This is a genomic window from Mesorhizobium erdmanii (genome assembly GCF_013170725.1).
Lineage (GTDB): Bacteria > Pseudomonadota > Alphaproteobacteria > Rhizobiales > Rhizobiaceae > Mesorhizobium > Mesorhizobium erdmanii.
Genome location: NZ_CP033361.1, coordinates 4,524,584 through 4,547,789, shown reverse-complemented (window position 1 = coordinate 4,547,789; position 23,206 = coordinate 4,524,584). Strand labels below are relative to the sequence as shown.

The following is a 23,206-nucleotide window of genomic DNA, read 5'->3' as shown; positions in this document are numbered from 1 at the left end:
TCTATGTAAAGCCGTATGAGCGATACGACTTCACGCCTGAGCGGCTGGATGGACCTTGCCAACCCGACGCGCTTCGTCGCGCTGGTGGACAAGTTCGTGCCGTGGCTGGCAGCAATCGCCACGCTCGTCCTTGGCGTCGGCCTCTATATGAGCTTCGCCGCGCCTGAGGATTTCCAGCAAGGCATCACCGTCCGCATCATGTATATCCACGTGCCTTTCGCCTGGCTCGCCATGATGTGCTACACGCTGATGGCGGTTTCCGCCCTTGGCACGTTGGTCTGGCGCCATCCGCTGGCCGATGTCGCGCTGAAATCGGCGGCCCCCATAGGCGCTGCCTTCACGGCACTGGCGCTGATCACCGGTTCGATCTGGGGCAAGCCGATGTGGGGCACCTGGTGGGTATGGGATGCGCGCCTTACCTCGGTCTTCGTGCTGTTCCTGATGTATCTCGGCATTATCGCGCTGACCCGTGCGCTCGACGATGCCAGCCGCGCCGCCTGGGCCGCCGCCATCATCACGCTGGTCGGCTTCATCAACATCCCGATCATCAAATTCTCGGTCGACTGGTGGAACACGCTGCACCAGCCGGCCTCGGTGTTCCGGCTCGGCGGCCCGACCATCGATCCCAGCCTGCTATGGCCGCTGCTGGTCATGGCTGTCGGCTTCACCGTGCTGTTCTTCGCTCTGCACCTGATGGCAATGCGCACCGAAATCCGCCGTCGCCGGGTGATTGCGATGCGCAGGGTCGCGGCGCGGCAGGCCGAGAGGCCGGTCTAAAGCCTCATCCCATCAGTCCGCGCGCTGCAACCGGCAGCGTCTCCAGTACTGTCTCGCCGTCGATCAGGTTGACCTCGTTGAACAGATTGGTGACGACGCAGCAATGGTCGGGCACCACCCGCACGCGCTCCCCAATGCGCAGCTTCGCGTTGCCGGAAAGCGTGACGGTGCCGTGTTCTTCACTGAGCCCGGTGACCCTTGCGTCGGGAGCGCCGAGCAGTTCGCCAAAATCCTTCAGCCCGAGCGTGTCGCTCGACAGCGCCTTGCTGCCGCTGTCGAGGATGGCGCGGGTCGGCGTCGGGTGGCTGACCACCGTCGCCAGCACCGTCAGCGCGCAATCGTCCAGGGTGCCGACGCCTTTGGCGACCTGATAGCGGTCGAGATAGATGTAGGTGCCGGGGCGGTATTCGGTGACGATGGATGCATCGGCGGAGCGCCACATATCCGGCGTGCCGCCGCTGGAGATGCGCTCGCAGGCGAGTCCCGAAGCGGCCAGTGCCTGCTTGGCGCTGGCAAGCCAGGCCTCGGCCTCCGCCGCGCGGCCGGCCGCCGGATAGGTCATCAGTCCACCGAAGGCGAGGCCGCCGGCCTTGTCGATCAGCCTTGCCAGCGCAACCGCCTCATCACTCGTCTGCACGCCGCAGCGGCCCATGCCGGTGTCGCACTCGACCAGCACCTGGAGAGGATGGCCGGCATCTGTGAAGGTCGCGGCAAGTCCTTCCAGCGTGTCCCTGCTGTCCGCGGTCACCGACAGCGTCACGCGATCGTGCAGCGCCTTCAGCCTGGCCAGCTTGGCGCGGCCCAGAATGTTGTAGGGGAGAAAAATGTCGGTGAGGCCGGCGTCGGCCATTACTTCAGCCTCGCCGATCTTCTGGCAGGTGATGCCGACGGCCCCTGCCGCCATTTGCTTCTTCGCCCAATAGGGCAGCTTGTGCGTCTTGATGTGCGGCCTGAGCTTCAGTCCATTCCTGTCGGCATGGGCCTGCGCACGGGCAATGTTGGCTTCGGCGCGCGCGGCGTCGATCAGGATCGACGGTGTATCGAGATCATGGATGGTCGGCATCGTTTGTCACCACTGGCAAATGTGCAGGGTTTATGACCTCGAAAGCGCGTGATGTCACGCGGCCAGCGGCGCGGACCTGTGGTCCATGCGAGAGCGCGCGCAAGGCTTGGACGAGCAAGACGGATCGACACCGCATTGGCGTTCGGCTATGCGAATGGTCGGAAAAATCGACACGAAGGGTCACGACCATGAAACGCTCCGCCATCAACGAGATCATCCGCGAAGCCGACGCTTTCATCCGTTCTTTCGGTTACATCATGCCGCCTTTCGCTTACTGGTCGCCGGAAGAGATGAAGGCGCGCCAGGTCGATTCCTCGGCCATCTACACCTCGCGTCTCGGCTGGGACATCACCGATTACGGCCAGGAAAAATTCAGGGAACTCGGCCTGTTCCTGTTCACAGTGCGCAACGGCGTCTATGCCGACATGAAGAAGGGCATGGGCATGCTCTATGCCGAGAAGATCATGATCTCGCGTAAGGACCAGCTGTCGCCGATGCATCGCCACAACATCAAGGCCGAGGACATCATCAACCGCGGCGGCGGGAAGCTGGTGCTGGAACTGTTCATGCACGATCGCGACGGCGGTATCGACCCCAAGGCCGAGGTGTCGGTGCCGGTCGATGGAACCATCCACCGGCTGCCCGCGGGTGGGCTGTTGAAACTCGATCCGGGCCAGAGCGTCACACTGCTGCCCGGCGTCTGGCATGCCTTCTGGGCCGAGGGCAAGGATGTGCTGATCGGCGAGGTGTCGACCGTCAACGACGATCTTACCGATAATGTGTTTCGCGAGCCGATCGGCCGCTTCTCCAACATCGACGAGGACGTCGCCCCGCTGCACCTGCTGGTAGCCGACTATGAGAAGTGGCTGGGGTAGTGCATGTCGCGCAAAAGCGACCTCGGCGACGACGATATGCATCAAGCAAATAACCTAAAGCGCGCTGCGTGAATCCGTTTCCACGCGACGCGCTTTAGGCCGGTCGGATCAGGCCTGATCATGCGCTACCGCGCGTGTTTGTCCGCCTTGCGGTTTCCGAGCAGCAGCTTGCGCTCGAGCTGCGCCCTCAGCTCGCCGTAATAGGCGGTAAGGAAGGCCTTTGAGTCGATCGGCTCGACCTTGGCGCCGATCTTGCCGCCGATGGTCTCGGCCACTGCTTTCATCGCGAAATAGTCGTCACGGCGCAGCACTTCTTCCAGCTTGTGCAACTCGGCGATACCATAGGCGTCGAGCTGCGCCGGGCTGAAATGGAAGCGCTTGGCGACCGGGTCTTGTCGCTGCGCAAGGTCCTCGACCAACTTGAGTTTCGGTGCCTCGACCACCCAGGTTCCGGCAAGCAAATCACCAATGCGAAGCCGGTCGCGGTTGAACAGCAGAAACAGCGAAAACAGCAACGCCCACACCAGGCCGAAAATCGTCGACAGCGTGTCGGCCACGCCGGTGCCGCCGCGCGCTGCGATGATCGACAGCGGCAGGAAAACCTCGATCTCGCGCATCAGGTTGCGGGCGATGACCTGATCGATGGTGAGGCCCGCACCGCTGCGCGAGGCGACCCGCACCCCGACGATCCGCTTGCCGGGCGTCGCGGCCCGCCGCCCCGCCTCGAAGGCGATGAAATAAACGTTGCGCAGCAGAAAGATGAAGATGATCCAGACGATGAAGAGCGGCTCCGCCTCCTTCACGCCAAGGCCGCCGAGGCCGAAGATGACGACGAGGGTAACGGCAATGGCGGCAGCGACGATGATCACCACATCGAGCAGGAAGGCCGCGGCCCGTGTGCCGGCGTCGGCTAGCTTGACCCTGAGATCGACACCTTCCGGCGTGATCAGGGGCCGTATCAGCGTGAGGGAGGCTCTAGCCGTTGCCATGCCGCACCATGCGTAACAGGTAGAAATAGGCAATCCATAGCGTAAGCATGCCACCGCCTATGGCGTAGCGCACCGCATCGCTGGTGACCGTCTGACGCCCGATGCCTTCGAGCAGGCCGGCAAACAGAAGCATCACCATGACGCCGACCATGGCGGTCGCCGCCACCCGTCCGGCCTGCGCCGCGGCCGCCATCCTGGTCAGGTCTCCGGGGAAGGCTATGCGCGTGCCGATCCGCATTCCCGCCGCGCCAGCCAGTGCGATGGCGAACAATTCCGTCGTGCCGTGGATCGACAGCCAGCCGCCGAGCTCGAAGCCCAACCCCTTGGCCGCGTAGACTTGGAACAGCGCGCCCAGCATGCATCCATTCATCAGGATGATCAGTACGCTCGGCACCGCGAAAGCGAAGCCCAGCGCAAAAGCCAGTATAGCCACCTGCGTATTGTGGGTGAAGAGATAGGCGGCAAAGCCGGACAGGAAATGGCCGCCGCCGCTGTCATAGAGCACGCTACGCAGCGTCTCGGCCGACGAGTCCGGGTTACGCCCACCGGCGAGGCTGGGCGCAATGATGGCGTCGTACCAGCGGCTGTCGGAGGCGACGAGCCAGTAGGCGGCGATCGCGCCGATCACCGTCAGCCCGACCGACACCCAGGTCTCTCGCCACAGATCGCGGATTGCCGCCGGCCAGTCGCGCAGGAAGAAATCGCCGACACGCTGCCTCAGGCCGCGCCGTGCGCCATAGAGATAAAAATAACCGCGCAGGCTGAGCGCCTCCAGATAGGCGATCAGCGCGCTGTCGAGCGATGTCGCCCTGGCCACCGAAAGCGACGACAACGCCGAACGGTAGAGCAGCGGCAGCGACAACAGCTCGTCTTCCGAAAGCGTGCGCGGCGCCCGTTTCTCGACGCGCGCGAGCAGCGCCTCGAACGCCTTCCAGTCGGCTTCGCGCTCCTGGCGGAAGCTCGCCAGCGACTGACGTACCGCATCGGTGCCGGCGGGCAGCGTCATAAGAGGTTCTCCTCCTTGAGCTGGATATAACGCTCGACCAGTGCGGGACCGAGGCGCTGATGATCGGCCTCTATCACATGCGCGCCAAGCAGCCGCAGTCGGCCGATCACCACTTGCCTCTCCCGAAGCAGGCCGCCCGCGGTGACCGCGCGGGCCACATCCTCGGGTTTCGTGGGTTGCATGTCGGCCAACGACTCCAATTCGACATCCTTCATCAGCATGAACAGCACAAGATGCCGCTCGGTCAGCCGGCCGACGGTGCGCAGCATCAGCTCGGCGCTGATCGGGTCGACGAAATCGGTGAAGACGATGACCAGCGAGCGCCTGTCGAGCTTTGCCGCCAATGTCGTCAGGGCCAGGGTGAAATTGGTCTCCTCGCTGGAGTAGTCGATCTCGGCCGCCCGCTTCTGGATCATCATGAAACTCGGCGAACCGCGCACCGCCCCGCTCGAGACGTGCGGCCTGGCGTCGAAGGAGAACAGGCTTACTAGATCACCGCCCTTGAGCGCGATGAAGGCCGACAGAAGCGCTGCCGTCACCGCGCGGTCGACTTTCGGCACGCCGTCGACCGGCTCGCACATCAGCCGCCCGCTGTCGATCGCCAGCACGATGTTGTTGTTCTCCTCGACCCTGAACTCGCGCGCCACAAGCTTGCCGTGGCGGGCGCTGCGCTTCCAGTCGATCATCCGCCGGCCCATGCCTGGCTGATAGTCCTTCAGCGCCTCGAACTCCCGGCCCTGGCCGGCCCGCCTTTGCGCGTGGCCGTCGGCGAGCGCGGAGCGCTGCAGCAACGTGATCGCGTCATCGCGCGCGCTGCTGACGTCAGGCAGCACCGCCACATTCCGTTCCATCGGCAGGACGACCTGGTTCCAGATCAGCCCGAATGGGCCGGGCCAGCGTAGCCACAGCCGGTCGAAACTGGCGGTGCCGCGCCTCAGCGCGGTGAATTCGAGGTCGAGCGTGCCACCATTTGCCGGCAATGTGCCGCCTGTGCGGGTAACCGGTTCCACACGCTGATCGTGATCGACACGCGCTTGCACCATGTGCGCCCGCTGGCCGAGGCTGGCCGCGACATGCACGGTAAAACGCCCGCCGACACCGACCTGCGGCGGTGCCGAGAGACTGGCGCTGAGCGAGGAACGCCCACGCCCAGCCGCCGCGTCGACCGCGAGAAATGCAAGCAGCACGCAGATCCACAACAGGCCCAGATACCAGACATGCGGCAGCGCGAGCGCGATCAGGAAGGCCGGGATCGCCCCGGCCGCCGCAGCCCACACTGCCCTGCCGGTCGGGTAGATCAACGCGGCGCCTCCGTCTGGTCGACAAGGTCCGCAACGATCTGCTCGACCAGTCGTCCGTCGATCTGCGCCGCCGGCGACAGGATGACGCGGTGGCGCAGCGCCGGCACCGCCAGCGCCTTGACGTCGTCGGGAATGACATAGGCGCGGCCGTCGAGCGCCGCCCTGGCGCGGGCGGCGCGGGCCAGCATGGCGCCCGCGCGAGGGCTCGCTCCGACCTCCAAGTCCGGGCTTTCGCGTGTGCGACGCACCAGAGCCGCGATATAGCCAACGACATCGTCGACCAGCGTCACGTCCCCGACAGTGGCTAGGGCTGCTTCCAGCGTCTTGCGGTCGGTCTGCGCCTTGATGCCGTATTGCTTGATATCGTGCGAGGCGGGGCCACCACCGTGATGCACGATGATGACACGCTCCTCCTGAGCATCGGGATAGCTTACCCGGTGCTTGAACAGGAAGCGGTCGAGCTGGGCTTCGGGCAGGGGATAGACACCTTGATGCTCGATCGGATTCTGCGTGGCAACCACCATGAAGGTACGGCTGAGCGCATGCGTGGTGCCGTCGAAGGTGACGGCGTGTTCCTGCATGGCTTCCAGAAGCGCGGCCTGCGTCTTGGGTGGCGTGCGGTTGATCTCGTCGGCAAGCAGAAGGTCGCAGAAAATCGGCCCGCGCGTCAGCGTGAACTGCCCGCTCTGGAAATTGTAGATGTTGGAGCCGACGATGTCGCCAGGCATCAGGTCGGGCGTGAACTGGATACGGCCATAGGCGACGCCAAGTGCTTGCGCGAAGCATCGCGCGGTCATGGTCTTGGCTGTCCCCGGCGGGCCTTCCAGCAATATGTGGCCGCCGGCAAACAAGGCCGTCAGCATCAGATCGACCGTGTCGCGCTGCCCGGTGATCGCTTTCGCCACTTCTTCCCTGATCGCCGTCGCCAGGGCCTTCACATCATCGACGTTCACCGAGCCTCCTTGTCGTCCAGTCATGCAGCTCCTGCGCTGCTTCATGCATTTGAACCAGGGTCCTGGTTTCGTTCGCGGCCTTGAAGCGGCGGCTGAAGCCCTGCGTTTCGCCGCGGTCGCGGGAATCGAGCCAACGGTCGAGCGCTTCGCCCGGCAAGCCTTGCGGCGCGCCCAGCAATGCGCCGGCGCGTGCGCGCATCAGCGCGGCATAGCGGTCGCCGAGCTCTTCGATCCGTCCGGCGCGCTTCAAAAGCATGGCCGTGGTGTCGACCAGCGCCTGTTTGCCGAAGGCAATCGCCCGGGCCTCGGTGCGCGGCGGTCCGAACCGGCCGAGCCCGTGCAGGAAGGCAAGTGCCGCGGCCGCCAGCACCGACAGCGTCAGCGCCAGGAAGGGCGGCTCGACCAAAAGCTTGGCCAGATCGTATTTCTGCCCGACGCCGTGCAGCGTCAGGTCGAACATCACCGCGCCCTTGCCGGGCTCCAGCGTGGCGATCATGCCAAGCGCGGCGGCCGCCTTCTGCGGATCTTTCAGCGCCGCATTGTTGAGCAGGTCGGGGTCGGTCAGGATGTAGAACGGCTGTTTGTCGAGCTCGGTCAGAACGGCCCGGCCCGTACCCGCCGCAATCAAGGGGTGGTCATTCGCCACCCATTGGAGGTCCTCCGGCGCGGTAATCGTGTGGCCTGCGACGTCGATCTCTCCGACCGAGCCCTTGCCTTCGCCGAGCTTGGCCTTGGCAATGCGGCCCAACCAGTCGTTGACGATCGTATCGGGCAGCCGTTCGACCTTCATCTCCCAGCCTTCGTGGTTTGGTTGCGGAATGGTGAGCCATTTGGGCAGCACGAACAGCGTGGCCTTGCCCGAACGAAGCTTGACGATTCTAGCCAGCGCGGCCGGGTCGCTGTTTGGCGCGATCGTGACGATCAGCAGGAATTCGGACGCCAGGCCGGAACGCAGAGCCTCCACGCTGCTGACCATGGGGGGTGGCTGCCCATTGGCAAGTTTCAGCCATTCGACCAGCCCGGCATAGCCGGTGCCGCCCTTGGAGAGCGGCGTTGCGCCGCCTTCCGGCTGACGAAAGTCCGGTGCGTAGGTAGACAGCAGGAAAAATCCCGCCGCGGCCAGCAAGCTGGCAAAAATGCCCCAGAACAAGGTCTTTCGGCTGAACGGTTCCTGCATCGCCTCGGCGGCCGGGGCGCTCATGTCCAGGCATCCCTGAAGGCGAAGCGCTCGTAGGCGCCGCGCGCCTGCTGCCAGCCCTCGGCCCCGACGGGTCGACGAGCAAACAGCGCTGCCTCGACGATGCGCGTGATCTCGCTGAAGGCGCTGCGTGCCCGCGCGGGCAGCGACGGGGCCGTGGCTATGTCGCGCGACGTCAGCGACGGGCGCAGGAAGTCGGGCAGCCGTCCGGCAATGTCAGCGACGCTGCGGCGAAGCAGGAGGTGCACCGCCTCGTCATAGTCGCCGCGCGCGGCCAGTGCATCGGCCTCGGAAAGCAAGATCCGCGCGGCACTCGCATCGGGTCGCCAGACCTCCTCCGCATCCGTCTCCTTGCGCGCGCGCCGCCATGGCAGGCGCCATGCCACCCCCTTCGCTTCGAGGGCGACCAGAAGCGCGATGACCGTGACGCCGATGATCACCGCGCCCCAGAACAGGTAGATCATATAGGGGCCAATTTTCGCCAAAGCGTCGAGAAAAGGCTTCAGCCATTCCGGCGGCACGGGTTGCACCAGGGTCGGCAGGCCGAACTGTATCGAATCGTCCGCAAGCAGTTGCTTGTGCAGCTTTGCCAGCCATTCGGCATTTACAGGCTGTGCGACTGTCACCCGCTCGCCCCTCTGCATCCGCGGTTTGGAGCCGACACTGGCAATACGCCTGGACAATTGCAAGTCCACTGGACGAAGCCTTTTAATGTTGGCAGATTTACTGTCGAGGTCGGCCGTTTGGATGTGGCGGTGACTTAGGGGGATATCATGACCACTGCGACACTGGGACAACCCGGTCGATTCGAGATCGGCAGGGTGTTCAACAACACATTTGCCGTCATCGGCCGCAACATCGGGCTTTGCCTTGGCCTTGCGGCGCTGTTTGCCGGTCTGCCAAAACTGGTCACTCAGCTTTTGACCACAGCGACCCATACCGCTGGGGATCCGGCCAACCTTGCCTTGGCGACCACAAACTACAAACTTGGCTTCTTTGTTGGCTTCGCGCTCGTGGGGATAGTCTATATCGTCTTTGCGCTTTTGCTGCAGTCCAGCCTTGTTCGAGCTGCAATCGAGGACCTGAACGGCAAAAGGCCGACTTTCGGGGACTGCATCCGCATAGCGATCCGCTATCTGCTGCCCACTCTCGGAATTGGCCTGCTTGTCGGCCTTGGCGTGGGTTTTGCCTCGATTGCCTTGCTGGTTCCTGGCATCATCCTCTGGCTCGGCTGGTCGGTGGCGATACCAGTGCTCATCCAGGAGCGGCTCGGTGTCTTCGGCTCGATGTCGCGCAGCCGCGCTTTGACCAAGGGCAGTCGCTGGTCTCTGTTCGGACTTTTCGTGATCCTGATCATCCTTGCGATGATCATCCAGTCGATGAGCGCGGTTGTCGTCTACCTCTTCCACGGAATTATCGCCGCCTTTTTGGCAGCCCTGGTGCAGACCGTGGTGTCGATGGTGATCTCGGTCGCAACGGCAGTGAGCTATGTCGAGCTGCGCCAGGCCAAGGATGGCACCAGCGTCAGCGACCTGGCGGAGATCTTCTCGTAGGCAATGGCGCGGCAGGTGGCCATTTGATGTCGTCCGCGGCGCTAGAGCGGGCCGACCGATTCCGGATCGGCCGGGTGTTGCATGACAGTTTCTCGGTCATTCGCCGTAATCTCGTGCTGTGCGCCGGCCTCGGCGTTGTCCTTTATGCAGTGCCGAGGTTTGCCCTTTCAATTTGGTATTTCCAAGCGATCGCCGGCAATGAAAAGATACCCCTCTGGGCGTTTTTCAGCGAACATGTGATGCTCGCTATTGCCGGCCTGCTTTTCTATGTGGGCGTCATCGCCATTCTGCAAACAGCCCTCACGCGCGCGGGGATTGTGGATATGCAGGGAAGAACACCCACGGCGAGTGATTGCCTGGGTGTCGCACTTGCCCTGTTTTTTCCAGTCCTGCTGACATCGTTGGTGGTGACGCTGGCCTTCATGTTAGGGCTGTTCTTGCTGATCGTCCCCGGTATCCTGCTTCTGCTTCGCTGGTCGGTCGCGGTACCGGTCTTGATCCAGGAGAGACTAAATATTCTCGACAGCATGGCGCGCAGCCGAGACCTGACCAAAGGCAGCCGCTGGGCTTTGCTTGGGCTGTGGCTGATCCTCATAATGGGCGGGACCCTGGTGGGTTTGGCGGTGCCTCGCCTCTTCATTGCCTTGAACTTCAACTTTGGACTGATTGTCGAAGCCTTGGTGAAGGCGGCTGCGACCGTGCTTTCGTCGGTTGCCGCGGCTGTCAGCTATGCAGAGCTCCGGCAGGTCAGGGAAGGCACCTGCGTGGAAAAGCTGGCGGAAATCTTCTCATAGCTCGGTGGTCAACGCCGCGCGGCGTGAGACGGCGCACGATCCAGGATATCAATGGCAACAGCTCGGTGCTGACTGCACGCTCGTCCGGCACAGGCATGACGAGCTGATCGCCACATCCGCCTTGGCCAGCGCCGTTGCGAGCTTTGCCTGCAGTGACGGCAGCTCTTCGTTCTCACCACGCCGCCTCAGGCATTCGACCAACCCGTGCAGCGCCCAGACATTGTCCGGATGTTGGGCGCAGCGTTGCACGTTGCCGCTCAAGCCGAGATCGTCGCGATAGACCTCCTCAGCCTCCGGCGCATGGCCCTGGTCGAGAAGCAGTGCCGCAAGCGCATGGCGGGGAGGGTGCATCCACGCCCATGGCTCGGTGTAGGAGAGATTGTCGTCCAGTTCGACCGCCTGCCGTAAATGACGATAGGCCTCGTCATGCCGGCCCTGATGATAGGCAAGCTCGCCATCGAGCAAAGCGGCACCGACGGCCAGCGAGGCGCTGGTCGGGTTGCTGAGAAAACGTCGTTCTGGCGCTATGCCCGCCACATGCCGGTGGAACTGGTCGCGCGCGCGCTCCGCCTCCGTGAATTGCTTCAGCGTCGCATGGGCGACGCCCTTGGCGTAGTGCTGCATGGCCGCCGTCAGCACGTAAAGGCCGGGCTCTTCAACCGCTGGCTCGTCGATAATCTCCTGCCAGCGGCCGAAGCGCACCAGCACATGCGATTTCATCGCATGATAGCCTTCCACTGTTTGCGTCAGCTTTGGCCGGTCCGGGATGGCGACCACGTCGCGCGTGACCAGGTCGCGCACCTTGTCGGCGGCCCATAGCGCCGGCCGGTACTGGCCAAGGAACATGCAGGTGAACATCATCAGATGCAGGTCGTGGCAGCAGCCGAGCAGATAGTAGGTCGGTTCATCCGCATAGGCGAGATAGAGATCATTGGCGCGGACCGCCCTCTCGCTGGCAAGCTTTGCCTTCTCATACGCGCCGCACAGCACATAGATATGCCCCGGCATGTGGTTCATGTGCCCGGCATCGGGACACATGTCGCCCAAAAGATCGGCCGAGTGCATGCCGCGCTCAGGCTGGGTCGACATTTCCAGGAGATGGATATGCAGGTGGACGATCGCCGGATGCTGGGCGATGCCGGCCTCGTCGGCCAGCCGGATCGACCGCTCGCAAACTTCCAACGCCTCGAGCACGTCCGAATTCGGCGCCGGGGCGCCGGTCTTGAGGTTCCACAGCCGCCGCACCGTGCGCATCATCAGCGCCTCGACGAAAAGCGCCATCACATCATGGTCGTCGGGAAAGGTTTTATAGGCCCGCCGCATCGCGGCTGCGTAGTCATCGTCCCACCGTTCGAATTCCTGCGGACTCACGCGGTGCGGCTTCTGGAAGCGAGAGACCAGCGCCTCGATCAATTCCTTTTCCACGCCGCTGGCGCCGGCCGCATTGGCGCGCGCCAGTTGGACATGGTCGAAACAGCGCTTCGTCGCGCTGTTGGCCTCGGCCTCGCCATGTTCCTTCCAAGTCAGGTTATAAAAAGGCCCGGCGGCATAGGCGATGCCCCAATGCACCATGGGACAATCGGGGTCGGTCTCCAGCGCCTTCTCAAAGCACTTGATGCCTTCCTCATGGTTGAAGCCGTAGCACCAGTTGAGCCCGATATCGAACCAGCGCTGGGCCTCGGTTGAGCCAGTGGAGATGGGGCGGCGGTAGGTGCCGAGGTCGAACCGGTCCATGTCTTCCATTCAAGTCTTGCCAGCAGCGAGCCAGGCTATGGCCAGCGTCCTTCGCCACCAATGTGTGCCGAAATCGTTAGGCATGGCAAATGCCATGAGCAGCACCGGCACTGTTAAAAAGGCAAGGCTGGCATCTCTCACAAGAAAGCCGCCCGGCTTGCGCAGCGGGCGGCTTTTGAAAATGGAGGTCTGAATGGGAATTGAACCCATTACGTCGGTTTTGCAGACCGATGCGTCACCGTCCCGCCCTCAGACCACGCCGCCCTTATGGCCACCCCGCCAGCACTCGTCAACCTGATCTAGGTGGCCTCCGAGCGCGTCGTTGGGGCGACGCTTCGTTTTGCCAGCCGGCCAGCTCGGGCAGGTCGTCAAGCCAGCTCTTCTCGTTCATCGAGGCCTCGGCAGCCGGCGGTACAGCTTTAGTGGCGTTCTCAATCAGCCAGTCCATCCACTTCCGGTAGGCAGCCGCATCCAGTTGCGGCGGCAGCACCTTGGCCTTCAGCAGCATCCGCTTGCGGAAACTGGTTTGCCTGCGGAGTTTGGTCGACGTGAAGTTGATCACCTTGCCTTGGTAGTCGACCGTCCAGCGGTCGTCGCCGAGACTGACAAGCCTGTCGATGGCGAAACCGGCATCGACCGGTCTATCCCGCCAGGGAAGCTCGATGGAATTCTTCCTGAGATCGATCGCCCATCGTTTGTAGTCGGCCCCGGCGCGCTGGGGCGGCAACACACCGGCCTGTTCGAGCATCTTCCTGCGGAAGGTAGGCTGCTTCTTCAACTGGCCGGTCGTGAACTCGACGCGATGTCCACGAAACTCGACATGCCAGCGAATCCTGCCGTTGCCGACATACTTCACCAGCCTGTCGATGAGGAATTCGCCATCGGCAAGTGCCACGCAGCCTTGGCTGATGCATGCGACAATGTATTCGGTGTCAGTGACCATCAGGCGGCCTCGTGCAGGAATTCTTATGGAGCTTAGCCATTGGAACGCCTAAGCGGCCACCAATCTTTCTTGGCTCTGGACTCATCTGAAGGCCGCACGGACCGACGGCCGAGCCGCATGAATGAAGTCCGAAGTTCTACTGATGACCTGGTTCAGCGGCAGGGAACTTTGAACGCTCCCGAACTTAACGAATTGGCATCAAGGCTTCGCTCGGTTGGACGGATCCGGCCGCGGCGCTTTACAAGCTGCCTCTCGGGCTCGGCGCGAAAATGTCGCTGCGGGAATTGGGAATGAAAGCGGACGGGATTGAGCCGGCCCTTGCCCAGATGTTGTCCAACCCTTACTGGAACCCGCGCAAGCTGGAAGAAGGGCCTCTGCGAAAATTGCTGATAGAGGCTTTGAAGGCACGGAACCGGATACGCGGGTGACGCAGCTTCCGTGATTGCGGTTGGACCCTGCGACGAGTGCCGATGCCTGGTCAGTCCAGCCCCTCGGTCCGGTCCGAATGGACAGCCTCCCGAAGCCTACGCCTAGATCACCGTCTCTCCGCCATCGACAACCAGAATCTGGCCCGTCATGTACGAGGACCGGTCGGACACAAGAAACAGCACTGCCTCCGCGATTTCGTCGACACTTGCCCAGCGACCAAGTGGCACTTTTTCGCGGATGTAGGCTTCGATGGCTTCCCGGCCTCCCATCTGGGCGATGAAAGGGCCATTGAAGGGCGTGTCGACCCAACCGGGGCACAGCGCGTTGACGCGAATGCCGAAGCGGCCGTAGTCGCCCGCCATCTGCCTGGTCATCGCGATCACCGCGTGCTTGGTCGTCGTATAGGCGATCATCTCGCGGTCGTAGAGCACGCCGGAGCTCGACGAGGTGTTGAGGATGACCCCGCGCCCGGCCTTTTTCATGAACGGCATGACGATGCGGGCACCGAGGAAGTGAGCCCGCACGTTGAGCGTCCAGGACGTGTCGAAGCCTTTGACGCTCACACCGAGCACGTCACCCTCTACCTGTACGCCGGCATGATTGTGCAGGATGTCGATCCTGCCTTGCGTGTCGATGAAATCGCGGAAACCGGCTTCAAGCGCATGATCGTCGGTCAGGTCGAACACAAGCGCTTTCGCCCGGCCACCCGCTGCAACAATCTGGTCGACGGTCGCGTTCGCGCCGTCGGCGCTGCGGTCCGCCACGCCGACCACCGCACCCTCGCGCGCGATGATAAGCGCTGCGGCCCTGCCAATGCCCGATCCTGCCCCGGTGACGATCGCGGTCCTGTCCTTCAGGATCATCTGTCAGCCCCCCTTTCTCACCGGCCCGTAATCCTGCATCATCCGGCGGACGAGCCTCGCCAGCTTGGGTGCGCGACGATCAACTTCTGGGGAAAAAACAGGCATGTACGACTTCGGCCCCTTCAAGTTCGAGTCGAAGCAGGATTTTTTCGACAAGGCAATCCGTTTCTGGAATCCCGACAAGACCAGGTTCTGGCAGGAAGCCGGGATCGATCTGGTGATCGGCAGGCGGGAAGGCTATTTCCTCTACGACATGTCGGGCCGCCGCCTGATCGACCTGCACCTCAATGGCGGCACCTACAATCTAGGTCACCGCAATCCGGAACTGGTCGAGACGCTGAAGAGCGCGCTCGACTATTTCGATATTGGCAACCACTGGTTTCCCTCCGTGGCGCGTACGGCGCTGGCCGAATCCCTCGTCTATGTCTCGCCGGGAATGAAGTATGCGATCTTCGCGCCGGGTGGCGCCGAGGCGGTGGACATCGCCATCAAGAGCGCTCGCTATGCCACCAAGCGGCGCAAGATCGTGTCGATCATCAAGGGTTATCACGGGCATTCGGGGCTCGCGGTGGCGACCGGCGACGACCGCTTCACCAAGATCTTTCTTTCCGACCAGCCGGAGACCTTCATCCAGGTTCCCTTCAACGATATCGACGCCATGGAGCAGGCGCTGAAGGGCGAAGACGTCGCGGCGCTGATCATGGAGACGATCCCCGCGACGTATGGCTTCCCGATGCCGAAGGACGGCTATCTCGGCGCCTGCAAGGCGCTGTGCGAAAAGCATGGCGTGATGTACATCGCCGACGAGGTCCAGACCGGTCTGATGCGGACCGGCAGCATGTGGGGCTGGCAGGCCTACGGCGTCCAGCCGGATATCATGGTGACGGCAAAGGGCCTGTCCGGCGGCCTCTATCCGATCAGCGCGACGCTGGTGAACGACAGGGCCGGCGGCTGGCTCAACGAGGACGGGGCCGCCCACATCTCGACCACCGGCGGGGCCGAACTCGGCTGCGTCGTTGCCCATAAGGTCATCGAGATGCTGCAGCGTCCCGAACTGGTGGCCAATGTAGGCACCGTGACCGAGTTCATGGCGCAGGCCATGCGTGAGATGCAGGCTCGTCACGGCGATATCTTCACCGGGGTGCGCCAGAAAGGCGTGATCCTCGGGCTGGAGTTCAGCAATCATCCGGAAGGTGCCGTCTTCGTCTCGCGTGCACTCTACGAGCACGGCGTCTGGGCGATTTTCTCGTCGCTCGACAAGCGGGTGCTGCAATGGAAGCCCGGCGTTCTTCTGGATGACGAAACCTGCAGGGACATCATGGATCGCTTCGATGCCGCAATGCCGCGCGCCCGCGAGTTGCTGCATGAGGCCGGCAAGGCCAGTTGAGATGGTTGCTGGGATCGCAGGGTTCGGGCAGGGGACAAGAGTGCAAGGACAGGGGCAGGACGGACAGTGACGGATTTCGACGCGCTCACCCATGACCAGCAACTCGGCATCCTGCAGGAGATGGCGGAGGCGGCCACCGCCAACTACGATCTGCCGGCGGACGTCTCCGTCGCGATGATCAACCTGTCGGAGAATGCGACCTATAAGGTTGCGGCTCGCGACGGCCGGCGCTGGGCGCTTCGCATCCATCGCGACGGCTACCATTCAAGGACGGCCATCCAGTCCGAACTGGCCTGGCTGACCGATCTGCGCCAGACCGGGATCGTACCCACCCCCGTGCCAGTGGCGGGCAGGGATGGCGAGCAGATCCAGCGTGTCGGCCATGCCAGGCTGGCGCAACCCCGCAATGTCGTGCTGTCGCAATGGGAGACCGGTTCTGAGCCGGGCATAGGCGAAGCGCTCGCCGAACCTTTCGAGGTGCTCGGCGAGGTGACGGCCCGCATGCACATCCACGCCCGGCAATGGAAGCGCCCATCCTGGTTCACCCGCCATGTGTGGGATTTCGAGACAAGTCTCGGCGAGGAAAAGCCCCATTGGGGGCGCTGGCGTGACGGCATGGGCGTCGACGCCGCGAAAGCCAAACTCTTTGGCCGCACCGTGGAGCTGATCGGCCGCAGGCTCGCGGCCTTCGGCAAGGGCCATGACCGCTTTGGCCTGATCCATTGCGACCTGCGGCTCGCCAACCTTTTGATCGACGGCAAGACGGTGAAGGTCATCGACTTCGATGACTGCGGCTTCGGCTGGTATATGTACGACGCGGCGACGCCCATCTCTTTCTACGAGCACGAGCCGCAGGCAGCCGATCTCATCCAGTCGTGGACGACCGGCTATCGCCGCGTGCTTGACCTGCCCAAGGCGGACGAGGACGAGATCCCGACCTTCGTGATGCTGCGCCGTCTGCTCCTTGTTGCGTGGATCGGCTCGCACGCGGAGACGGACCTGGCCAAGTCGATGGGCCTCCCCTACACCGAGGGGACGCTCGGGCTGTGCGAGGCATATCTGAACAGGTTTTCCTAAGGGCGTTTCACCGTTTCACGGAAACGCAATTCCCACGGGAAAGCGCCATGCGCTTTTCCCGGGAAAACCGCTCACACTTGTCCTGGAATTGCTCTAGGCGGGCACCAATATCAGGTCAGTGCTTCCAGGCTCTCCGGCAGGATCTGGCCGCCATCGACGATTATCGTCTGTCCGGTCACGTAGCCTGCTTCCTTCGACGCAAAGTAGAGCGCGGCGTGGCCAATGTCCTCCACTGTCCCGAGCCGCTTGAGCGGGATCGAGGCGGCCATGGTCTTCTGGTAATCCTCGCCAAGGCCGGCAAGGCCCTCGGTGATGATGTTGCCCGGCATCACGGCGTTGACGGTGATGCCGTATTTCGCCAGCTCGATGCAGGCCGTGCGCATGAAGCCGAGCTGCCCCGCCTTGGTGGCGCCGTAGTGCGACCAGCCGGGAAAGCCGGTGACCGGGCCGGTGATCGACGACGTCAGCACGATGCGGCCCTGGTCGGATTTCCTGAGATAGGCGACCGCAGCCTTGACCGCGTGGAAGGTGCCCTTGAGGTTGGTGTCGACAACCTCGTCCCATTGTTGTGAAGTCATGTCCTCGAGCCGCGCCTGCGGAAAGATTCCGGCATTGGCACACAACACGTCGATGCCGCCGTTTCTCGTGGCGACCGCCGCGAACGCGCTCTCGACGCTGGCGAGCGAGGTGACGTCGCCAACCACGCCGAAGGCGCCGTGGTCAATCTCGGCGGCCGCGGCTTCGGCCTGGTCGAGATGGCGCGCCATGATGGCGACCTTGGCGCCCGACAACGCGAACACCCGCGCTATGCCCTTGCCGATGCCTTTCGACCCGCCGGTAACGATGACGGACCGACCCTTCAAGGACTGGGTCATGATCTGAAGCTCCGAAATGAGACGGGGACAGGGCGAGACCTGTCCCCGTTGCCGAAAAGGATGCCAGGGCGACCGGCCCTAAGGCGCGTAGCGATGAAACGGACTAAGGCGACGCGCCTTAGGTCTTTGTCTCATGCATGTCGTTCTCCCAAAACCGAGGTCACTTTTGGGCGACATGCATTAGCCTTCGTTGACCATGTGACCGATGTTGTCGTATGCCCTGGGGTTGGCTGACTTCAGCACGAAGCCCCAGATCAGGCCGACGATAAGGATCGCAAGCCCGACATAGGGGATGCTCCTGGCGAAGCCATTGGTGCCGCCCAGCGTCGCGAGATTGGCCACCAGCGTGTAGACGAGGACCAGCTGGACAACCAGCGAGATCAACGGCGCGATGACGGTCGTCAGCATGCTGCCGCCGCCGTTCTTCTTGAACCACATGTAGATCGCCAGCGAGACGACGGCCTGCAGCACCAGCAGCAGTCCGGTGCCAAGCACCGCAAATAGCGTATAGACGCCAAGCCAGGCCTGTCCCGACGGATCGTCGAAGCCGTAGGCCAGACCGTAGAGCAGCACCCACACCGCCGCCAGCACCGACTGCAGCGCCGAAGCCTTGTGGGGGCTTTTGTGATGATCATGCGTCTCGGCGATCGCCTGTGGCAGGACGCCCTCGCGCGCCAGCGAGTAAAGGTAGCGGGAAGCGGTGTTGTGGAAGGCCATGCCGCAGGCAAAGGAACTGGTCAGGATGAGAAGCGACATCAGCTGGTAGCCCCAGCCGCCGACAAAAGTCTGCACGGGCGTCAGGAAGAAGTTCACCCCGTCGGAGAAGGCCTTGGCGACCATGTCGGCCTCGGTAGGATAGGCCGCCACCGCGCACCAGCTGACGAAGGTGTAGAACAGGCCAAGGCCAATCACCGAAATCAGCAGCGATTGCGGAATGATGCGCTTGGGATCACGGGATTCCTCGGCATAGTTCGGCGCCATCTCGAAACCGACCCACGACCAGAACGCCATGAAGATGCCGACCGCGGCCTCGCCGGCGGGTATTGCCACATCGCCGACCTTCTGCTCGGTGACGGGCGTGAACACCTTGAACACATTCAAGGAATCGCCGGAAAAGTTCGTCGGGCCGTGAGCGAAGAGCACGCCCAGCGAGAAGATCACCAGCATGATGACTTCAAGAATGAGGGCGATCCCGAGCAACCGTGCCGACACCTTCACGTCGCGGTATGCGAGGGCTGCGATAACCACGATCATGCCGAGCGCAAGGACGATCCACGGCACGTTGATGCCGAAGTGCTGGGAAAGCCACAGATTGCCAAAAAATGCGAACAGTCCGGTCAGCGAGGCCTCGAACAGCGAGTAGCAGGCGAGCGAGCCAATGCCGGCCGACATGCCGACCTCGCGGCCGAGCCCCTGGCTGATGAAGGAGTAGAAGCCGCCGACGGACGACACGCGCGATGCCATCGCCGCGTAGCCGACCGAGAAGATGGTCAGCACGACCGTCGCCATCAGGAAGGCGGCCGGCGTGTATTTGCCGATGCCGTAGCCTGCCGCGAACGGGACGTTGCCCAGCATCGCCGACATTGGCGCCGCGCCGGTGACGGCCAGAAAGAGCACTCCCGCGAGCCCTACGGCCTTCGAGTGCAAAAGATTGATGCTGTTACTCTTCGAGACGTCGATCGTCCCGCGTGCAGTTTCTATGGCCATGAAGCCCTCTCCATTCGTGACAGCTGTATTTGGTCCCCGCACGTGGCGGCCGATGTTTCCCGGCCTGCGAGTGCAGCCATGACACTACGGACGCTGCGTCACTTTGCCAAGGCCATGATTTTGCATAGCTCGGCGCTCGACATCACGTGGCAGTAGATCATGTTGATGATTTCGAGCTCCTTGCGGTGGAGCTCCTCGGTCGCCGCGGCGCAGCAATCCTCGATCACGATGACGGCGTAGCTCTCGTCCGCCAGGCTACGCACCGTCGAGGACACGCACTGGTCCGTGAAGATGCCGCAGCAGATGACGTTCCTGATGCCGAGATTGTGAAGGATGAGGCGCAGATTCGTCCCAGTCAGCGCGGAATCGGTGGTCTTGGTCACGACGATTTCGTCGCCGGTCGGCTGAAGCTCGGCAACGAGCTGCGATGGCGCGTCGTTCTTTGGCAGCAGCAAATTGTTCCAGCCCGGCATTTTCTGGGAGAGCGAGCGGTCTCGCCCGTCCCTGGTGTGGCAGGCGATGCGGGCAAAAAGGCATTCGATGCCATGTTGCCGTGCCAATGCCAGCAATCTTGCCGTGTTTGGAATGACCGTGCCGTGCATGCGCTCGTGGAACGGCGTCCACAGATCGTAGCGGTGCTGTTCCTGCGGTGAAAGCGACGCGCGATCCGGCCGTTCCAGGTAGGTGTTTTGAACATCGATGACCAGGATGGCGGTTTGTGCTGGCACCAGCACCGGATCATCCGGTTCGGGCGCGCCGAGGTAGTAGAGCGAACGGAATCCGGTTTTCCAGCTCATGCGGTCCTTTCAGAAGCGGAACGTGAACAGGCCACGCGCCGCGTAGGTCTCGGCGGCTTCCTCGATGAAACGGGCGATGCGTTCGGCCTGGTAGGTCTCGCGCATCGTGGCGGCGGCCTCGAGCAATTCTTCCTTGGACTTGGCGCGGCCTGGGCGCAGCAGTTCGTAGACCTGCATGATGAAATCCTGCGGCACCTCGACCAGTTCCGCCCCGCGCTCGAAGTTGAGGGCGAGAGTGGGCCTGCCGACATCGCGCGCCACGTCCGCCTGGGCCTGCAGCGCTTGCGGCGTGATGCGAAGGTCTTCCATCGTCACCTCGCCGGCAAGCACCGCATCCAGCGTGATCTCCGGAAGCGCCTTGCCGTGCTTGCCGGTCACGGCGCCAGGCTGGGTTTCGGCGAGCGGATAGTCGGCACGCGTATGGGTCACGATTTCGCTCCCGTCAGGATGATTTCGACCTCTTCGGGAGCCGCGCCGGCCTCGGTCAGCCCGGTTTCGATGGCGTAGATGAGGGCGACGCGCGCATGGTAGCGCGACCCCATGGCCTCGCCTCGCTGCGGCACCACGATGGGCTCCGGCATTTCGCCCAGCGCATAGGCCGCCGCATTGGCGCCGAGAGCGCGATAGTGCTCGAGCCTGGTGATCGGCGCATTGGAAAACAGTTCCAGATTGTTGTGCGGCTGGCGGTCACGCTGATGGATGACGGCGGTGCCCTTGGCCTGGATGCCGATGCCGATGCCGCTGCCGGCAAGCCGCGCGGCGGACAGGCCGAGGAAGGAAGTATCGGCGGTATGGCGGAAGCGGACGACGCGCGCCTTGAGCCCGCGCGCGCGGATCGCATCCAGCATGGCGCCAAGCACTTGGGACAGCCGATGTCCGGCCGTCGTCCGGTAGAGCTTCAAGCCGAAGGCCGGGCTGATGCCGATGACCACATCGTCGGTCGCCGACCCGTCGGCTGCCGGCCCAAGGTTGCGATAGCGGATATGCTTTGCCTCGTCCTTCTCGTGCAGGGCTTCCGAGCGCAGCACTTCTTTCTGGTCCAGCACATCGCGGATGTCGTTGAGCTGAAGGCGCCGTTCTTCGGACACGCGATAGCCGGAGCCGGGGCCGAGATAGTCGTTCGGGTCGTTGACCGCGCTGACGATGCGCCCATTGCGGATCATGGCCGAGGTCTGGAGATAGTCGCCGGAAAGGCGCAGCTTCACCACGTTCAGCAGGTTCTCGGCCTCTTCGCGGAACCCGCGGTTGGCCAACGCCTTGACCACATCGATCACGGTGATGCCGCGCTCCTTGATGGCCTCGCTGATGAAGCTCACGTCGCGCGGCATCAGGCTGCGCGTATCGTCGGAGCCGGAGGCGTAGACCACGCTGGTCTTCATGTCCTCGGTCGGCGTCGACAGGCCGAGTTCCTCGAACACGGCGGCGATCGCCTCCACCGCCCGCTCGCGCAACTCGATCGCGCGTGACTCCGGCAGAGGCGTCAATCCGCCATCGGCCTCGAAGTCGCGCTGCAGCACCAGATAGTCTTCCAACTCCTCGCCGTTGATCAGCGACGGGTTGAATGAGTTATCGTATTTCAGGATCGATCCCATTCCCGAGCAGATCAGGTCCGAGCCGGCAATCAGGTAGGGAAGGATCTTGGCACCGACGCGAATCTCCGATTCGGTGGAGCGCGCGTCATTGCCTGATGCGCATTCGAGATCGAGCCAGACGGCGATGAGGTTCTCAGCCATCAGCTCCCGGACGCCGCCAGGTATGGTGGCGGTCAAAGGCGCCCCGTCGATGCCGCCATTTTGCGTACCCTGCACCCCCATGCCGCGCTGCAGGCAGAGACAGCGTGCCTCCAGGTAAAGCAGGGATTTCGCCTCATGGAAGCCCATCAGCAATTCGGAGCCGGCACCCGACGTACAGCGCATCTTGACGCCGCGCGATGCGTAGGCGGCAGCGAGAAATGCCTTGGACCATGGTGTGTCGTCGCCATCGGTGAACGATTTTTCGGTGCCGTAGACGGAAACGGTTTCGGCATAGGACGTGAAGCCGGCCATGGCGATACGCAGTTCCTCCGCCTCCTCGCTGGAGCATTGGAACAGCGTTCCCCAGCGGCCGACGGCGCCGCCCACTGCACACGCCACCGCGTTGGACCAGGCGTTGCGCGACACGCGCATCGTCGTCTCGATCTCGTCGAAGCCGAAGGCGACGGCGGTCGCGGCATCGGCGGCGAGCTGCAGCGGGTCGTCCTTGGCGTTGGTGACATGCGCCTGGTTACCCGGCGTCTTGCGTGCCCGCATCTTCGAGTAGGCGAAGGCGATCTCCAAGGCGTTGAGCTGCGATACGACCTCGGCGAGTTTGGCAGGTGTCATGCCATGCGCGAGCCGCACCAGTGTTTCGCGCGGCACGTTCATGTCGACCAGCCAGCGTGCGACGGTCGCCGAGTCCAGCGCCATCGCTTCGGACGCCACCTCCGGGTCGATGTGATGGCGGGCTATGAAGCGGTCGATCATGTCGTAGTCGTGCTCGAGCACTCCATCGAGGGACACGACGCGCCCGCCCTTGATGCCGATGCCAGGTTTGGGATCGGCTGGGCTGGAGAAGGCGGAGAAGCCGTTGGCAGGGTCTTCCGCCGCGAACTTGTCCAGCCGCAACGGCCGCTCGTCCCAGTCGGCGAAGCGCTTCCAGCGGTTCATTCTCGGCGTCATGCGTGCGTTCCTCGACCGAGCGGAAAGACTATTGAATGCCCGCTCGTCACACAATGGCCCGGATCGAATCTCGCCGAAGGCCTGGCGCCATTGCTTGCCGCAGGCAGAACTTATTGTCCAAGAAGGCATCGCTCTCCAGCGTGGTCGACAAAGTCGGCTTGTGGGTCGGCCTGCCGGGCTGAAACAGGC

General features: G+C 63.2%; 22 protein-coding genes and 1 tRNA gene. 6 read left to right on the top strand and 17 right to left on the bottom strand.

The genetic code is table 11. From position 1 onward, the window contains the following. Window positions 1-15 precede the first annotated feature (15 nt). Window positions 16-777: a heme ABC transporter permease gene (locus tag EB233_RS22205; RefSeq protein ID WP_064992248.1), complete on the top strand. Its 762-nt coding sequence runs from the start codon at window positions 16-18 to the stop codon at window positions 775-777. A 4-nt stretch (window positions 778-781) separates the two neighbouring features. Here the strand turns inward: EB233_RS22205 and EB233_RS22200 are convergent, their stop codons facing one another. Continuing rightward, entirely contained in the window at window positions 782-1,840 is a 1,059-nt protein-coding gene (locus EB233_RS22200; protein WP_064992249.1) for a D-TA family PLP-dependent enzyme, read from the bottom strand. Window positions 1,841-2,028: 188 nt separating this feature from the next. On the opposite strand from EB233_RS22200, the gene EB233_RS22195 reads away from it, so the two are divergent. Then, on the top strand, window positions 2,029-2,715 hold the full coding sequence (locus tag EB233_RS22195; protein WP_064992250.1) for a D-lyxose/D-mannose family sugar isomerase: 687 nt from the start codon (window positions 2,029-2,031) through the stop codon (window positions 2,713-2,715). Window positions 2,716-2,840: 125 nt separating this feature from the next. Here EB233_RS22195 and EB233_RS22190 read toward each other — a convergent pair whose 3' ends face one another. The 6 genes from EB233_RS22190 to EB233_RS22165 are packed head-to-tail and all read right to left on the bottom strand — an operon-like array spanning window position 2,841 to window position 8,788. Further along, the gene (locus tag EB233_RS22190; RefSeq protein ID WP_064992251.1) at window positions 2,841-3,704 is read right to left on the bottom strand and encodes an RDD family protein; all 864 of its coding nucleotides are present in this window, start codon (window positions 3,702-3,704) and stop codon (window positions 2,841-2,843) included. Then, entirely contained in the window at window positions 3,691-4,710 is a 1,020-nt protein-coding gene (locus EB233_RS22185; RefSeq protein ID WP_064992252.1) for a stage II sporulation protein M, read from the bottom strand. The genes EB233_RS22190 and EB233_RS22185 overlap by 14 nt, the downstream gene beginning before the upstream one ends. Continuing rightward, window positions 4,707-6,011, bottom strand: coding sequence for a DUF58 domain-containing protein (locus EB233_RS22180; protein ID WP_064992253.1), 1,305 nt, complete (start codon window positions 6,009-6,011; stop codon window positions 4,707-4,709). The genes EB233_RS22185 and EB233_RS22180 overlap by 4 nt, the downstream gene beginning before the upstream one ends. Beyond that, window positions 6,008-6,964, bottom strand: a complete 957-nt coding sequence (locus tag EB233_RS22175; RefSeq protein ID WP_064992254.1) for an AAA family ATPase — start codon at window positions 6,962-6,964, stop codon at window positions 6,008-6,010. The genes EB233_RS22180 and EB233_RS22175 overlap by 4 nt, the downstream gene beginning before the upstream one ends. After that, the gene (locus EB233_RS22170) at window positions 6,951-8,165 is read right to left on the bottom strand and encodes a hypothetical protein (RefSeq protein ID WP_064992255.1); all 1,215 of its coding nucleotides are present in this window, start codon (window positions 8,163-8,165) and stop codon (window positions 6,951-6,953) included. Before EB233_RS22170 ends, EB233_RS22175 begins: the two co-directional genes overlap by 14 nt. After that, window positions 8,162-8,788: a DUF4129 domain-containing protein gene (locus EB233_RS22165; protein WP_081294373.1), complete on the bottom strand. Its 627-nt coding sequence runs from the start codon at window positions 8,786-8,788 to the stop codon at window positions 8,162-8,164. Before EB233_RS22165 ends, EB233_RS22170 begins: the two co-directional genes overlap by 4 nt. A 147-nt stretch (window positions 8,789-8,935) precedes the next feature. Here EB233_RS22165 and EB233_RS22160 point away from each other — a divergent pair, with 147 nt between their 5' ends. Both EB233_RS22160 and EB233_RS22155 read left to right on the top strand, forming a co-directional pair. Continuing rightward, window positions 8,936-9,715, top strand: a complete 780-nt coding sequence (locus tag EB233_RS22160) for a hypothetical protein (protein ID WP_064992257.1) — start codon at window positions 8,936-8,938, stop codon at window positions 9,713-9,715. Between the two features lie 26 nt (window positions 9,716-9,741). Further along, window positions 9,742-10,509: a YciC family protein gene (locus EB233_RS22155; RefSeq protein WP_064992258.1), complete on the top strand. Its 768-nt coding sequence runs from the start codon at window positions 9,742-9,744 to the stop codon at window positions 10,507-10,509. Between the two features lie 48 nt (window positions 10,510-10,557). Here EB233_RS22155 and EB233_RS22150 read toward each other — a convergent pair whose 3' ends face one another. The 5 genes from EB233_RS22150 to EB233_RS22130 form a co-directional block, all read right to left on the bottom strand. Continuing rightward, the gene (locus EB233_RS22150; RefSeq protein WP_064992332.1) at window positions 10,558-12,243 is read right to left on the bottom strand and encodes a tetratricopeptide repeat protein; all 1,686 of its coding nucleotides are present in this window, start codon (window positions 12,241-12,243) and stop codon (window positions 10,558-10,560) included. A gap of 9 nt (window positions 12,244-12,252) precedes the next feature. Beyond that, a complete protein-coding gene (locus EB233_RS22145; RefSeq protein ID WP_081294360.1) occupies window positions 12,253-12,453 on the bottom strand; it encodes a hypothetical protein in 201 nt (66 codons plus the stop codon). Then, a tRNA-Cys gene (locus EB233_RS22140) sits at window positions 12,426-12,499 on the bottom strand. The genes EB233_RS22145 and EB233_RS22140 overlap by 28 nt, the downstream gene beginning before the upstream one ends. A 33-nt stretch (window positions 12,500-12,532) precedes the next feature. Then, window positions 12,533-13,186, bottom strand: coding sequence for a hypothetical protein (locus EB233_RS22135; RefSeq protein ID WP_064992259.1), 654 nt, complete (start codon window positions 13,184-13,186; stop codon window positions 12,533-12,535). A gap of 530 nt (window positions 13,187-13,716) precedes the next feature. After that, on the bottom strand, window positions 13,717-14,478 hold the full coding sequence (locus EB233_RS22130) for an SDR family NAD(P)-dependent oxidoreductase (RefSeq protein ID WP_064992260.1): 762 nt from the start codon (window positions 14,476-14,478) through the stop codon (window positions 13,717-13,719). Window positions 14,479-14,581: 103 nt separating this feature from the next. On the opposite strand from EB233_RS22130, the gene EB233_RS22125 reads away from it, so the two are divergent. Further along, window positions 14,582-15,865, top strand: coding sequence for a class-III pyridoxal-phosphate-dependent aminotransferase (locus tag EB233_RS22125; protein WP_064992261.1), 1,284 nt, complete (start codon window positions 14,582-14,584; stop codon window positions 15,863-15,865). Between the two features lie 66 nt (window positions 15,866-15,931). After that, window positions 15,932-16,942 (top strand): phosphotransferase enzyme family protein, encoded by a 1,011-nt coding sequence (locus EB233_RS22120; protein ID WP_064992262.1) that lies wholly within the window; start codon window positions 15,932-15,934, stop codon window positions 16,940-16,942. Window positions 16,943-17,052: 110 nt separating this feature from the next. Here the strand turns inward: EB233_RS22120 and fabG are convergent, their stop codons facing one another. The 5 genes from fabG to EB233_RS22095 all read right to left on the bottom strand — a co-directional run bounded on the left by fabG (window position 17,053) and on the right by EB233_RS22095 (window position 23,017). Further along, complete coding sequence (fabG, locus tag EB233_RS22115) at window positions 17,053-17,817, bottom strand: 3-oxoacyl-ACP reductase FabG (protein ID WP_064992263.1); 765 nt, start codon at window positions 17,815-17,817, stop codon at window positions 17,053-17,055. A gap of 180 nt (window positions 17,818-17,997) precedes the next feature. Further along, window positions 17,998-19,524: an APC family permease gene (locus EB233_RS22110; protein WP_064992264.1), complete on the bottom strand. Its 1,527-nt coding sequence runs from the start codon at window positions 19,522-19,524 to the stop codon at window positions 17,998-18,000. 98 nt (window positions 19,525-19,622) lie between these two features. After that, complete coding sequence (locus EB233_RS22105) at window positions 19,623-20,321, bottom strand: cysteine hydrolase family protein (protein WP_064992265.1); 699 nt, start codon at window positions 20,319-20,321, stop codon at window positions 19,623-19,625. Between the two features lie 9 nt (window positions 20,322-20,330). After that, complete coding sequence (locus EB233_RS22100) at window positions 20,331-20,750, bottom strand: diol dehydratase small subunit (protein WP_064992266.1); 420 nt, start codon at window positions 20,748-20,750, stop codon at window positions 20,331-20,333. Then, window positions 20,747-23,017, bottom strand: coding sequence for a propanediol/glycerol family dehydratase large subunit (locus tag EB233_RS22095; RefSeq protein WP_064992267.1), 2,271 nt, complete (start codon window positions 23,015-23,017; stop codon window positions 20,747-20,749). Before EB233_RS22095 ends, EB233_RS22100 begins: the two co-directional genes overlap by 4 nt. Window positions 23,018-23,206: the final 189 nt, after the last annotated feature.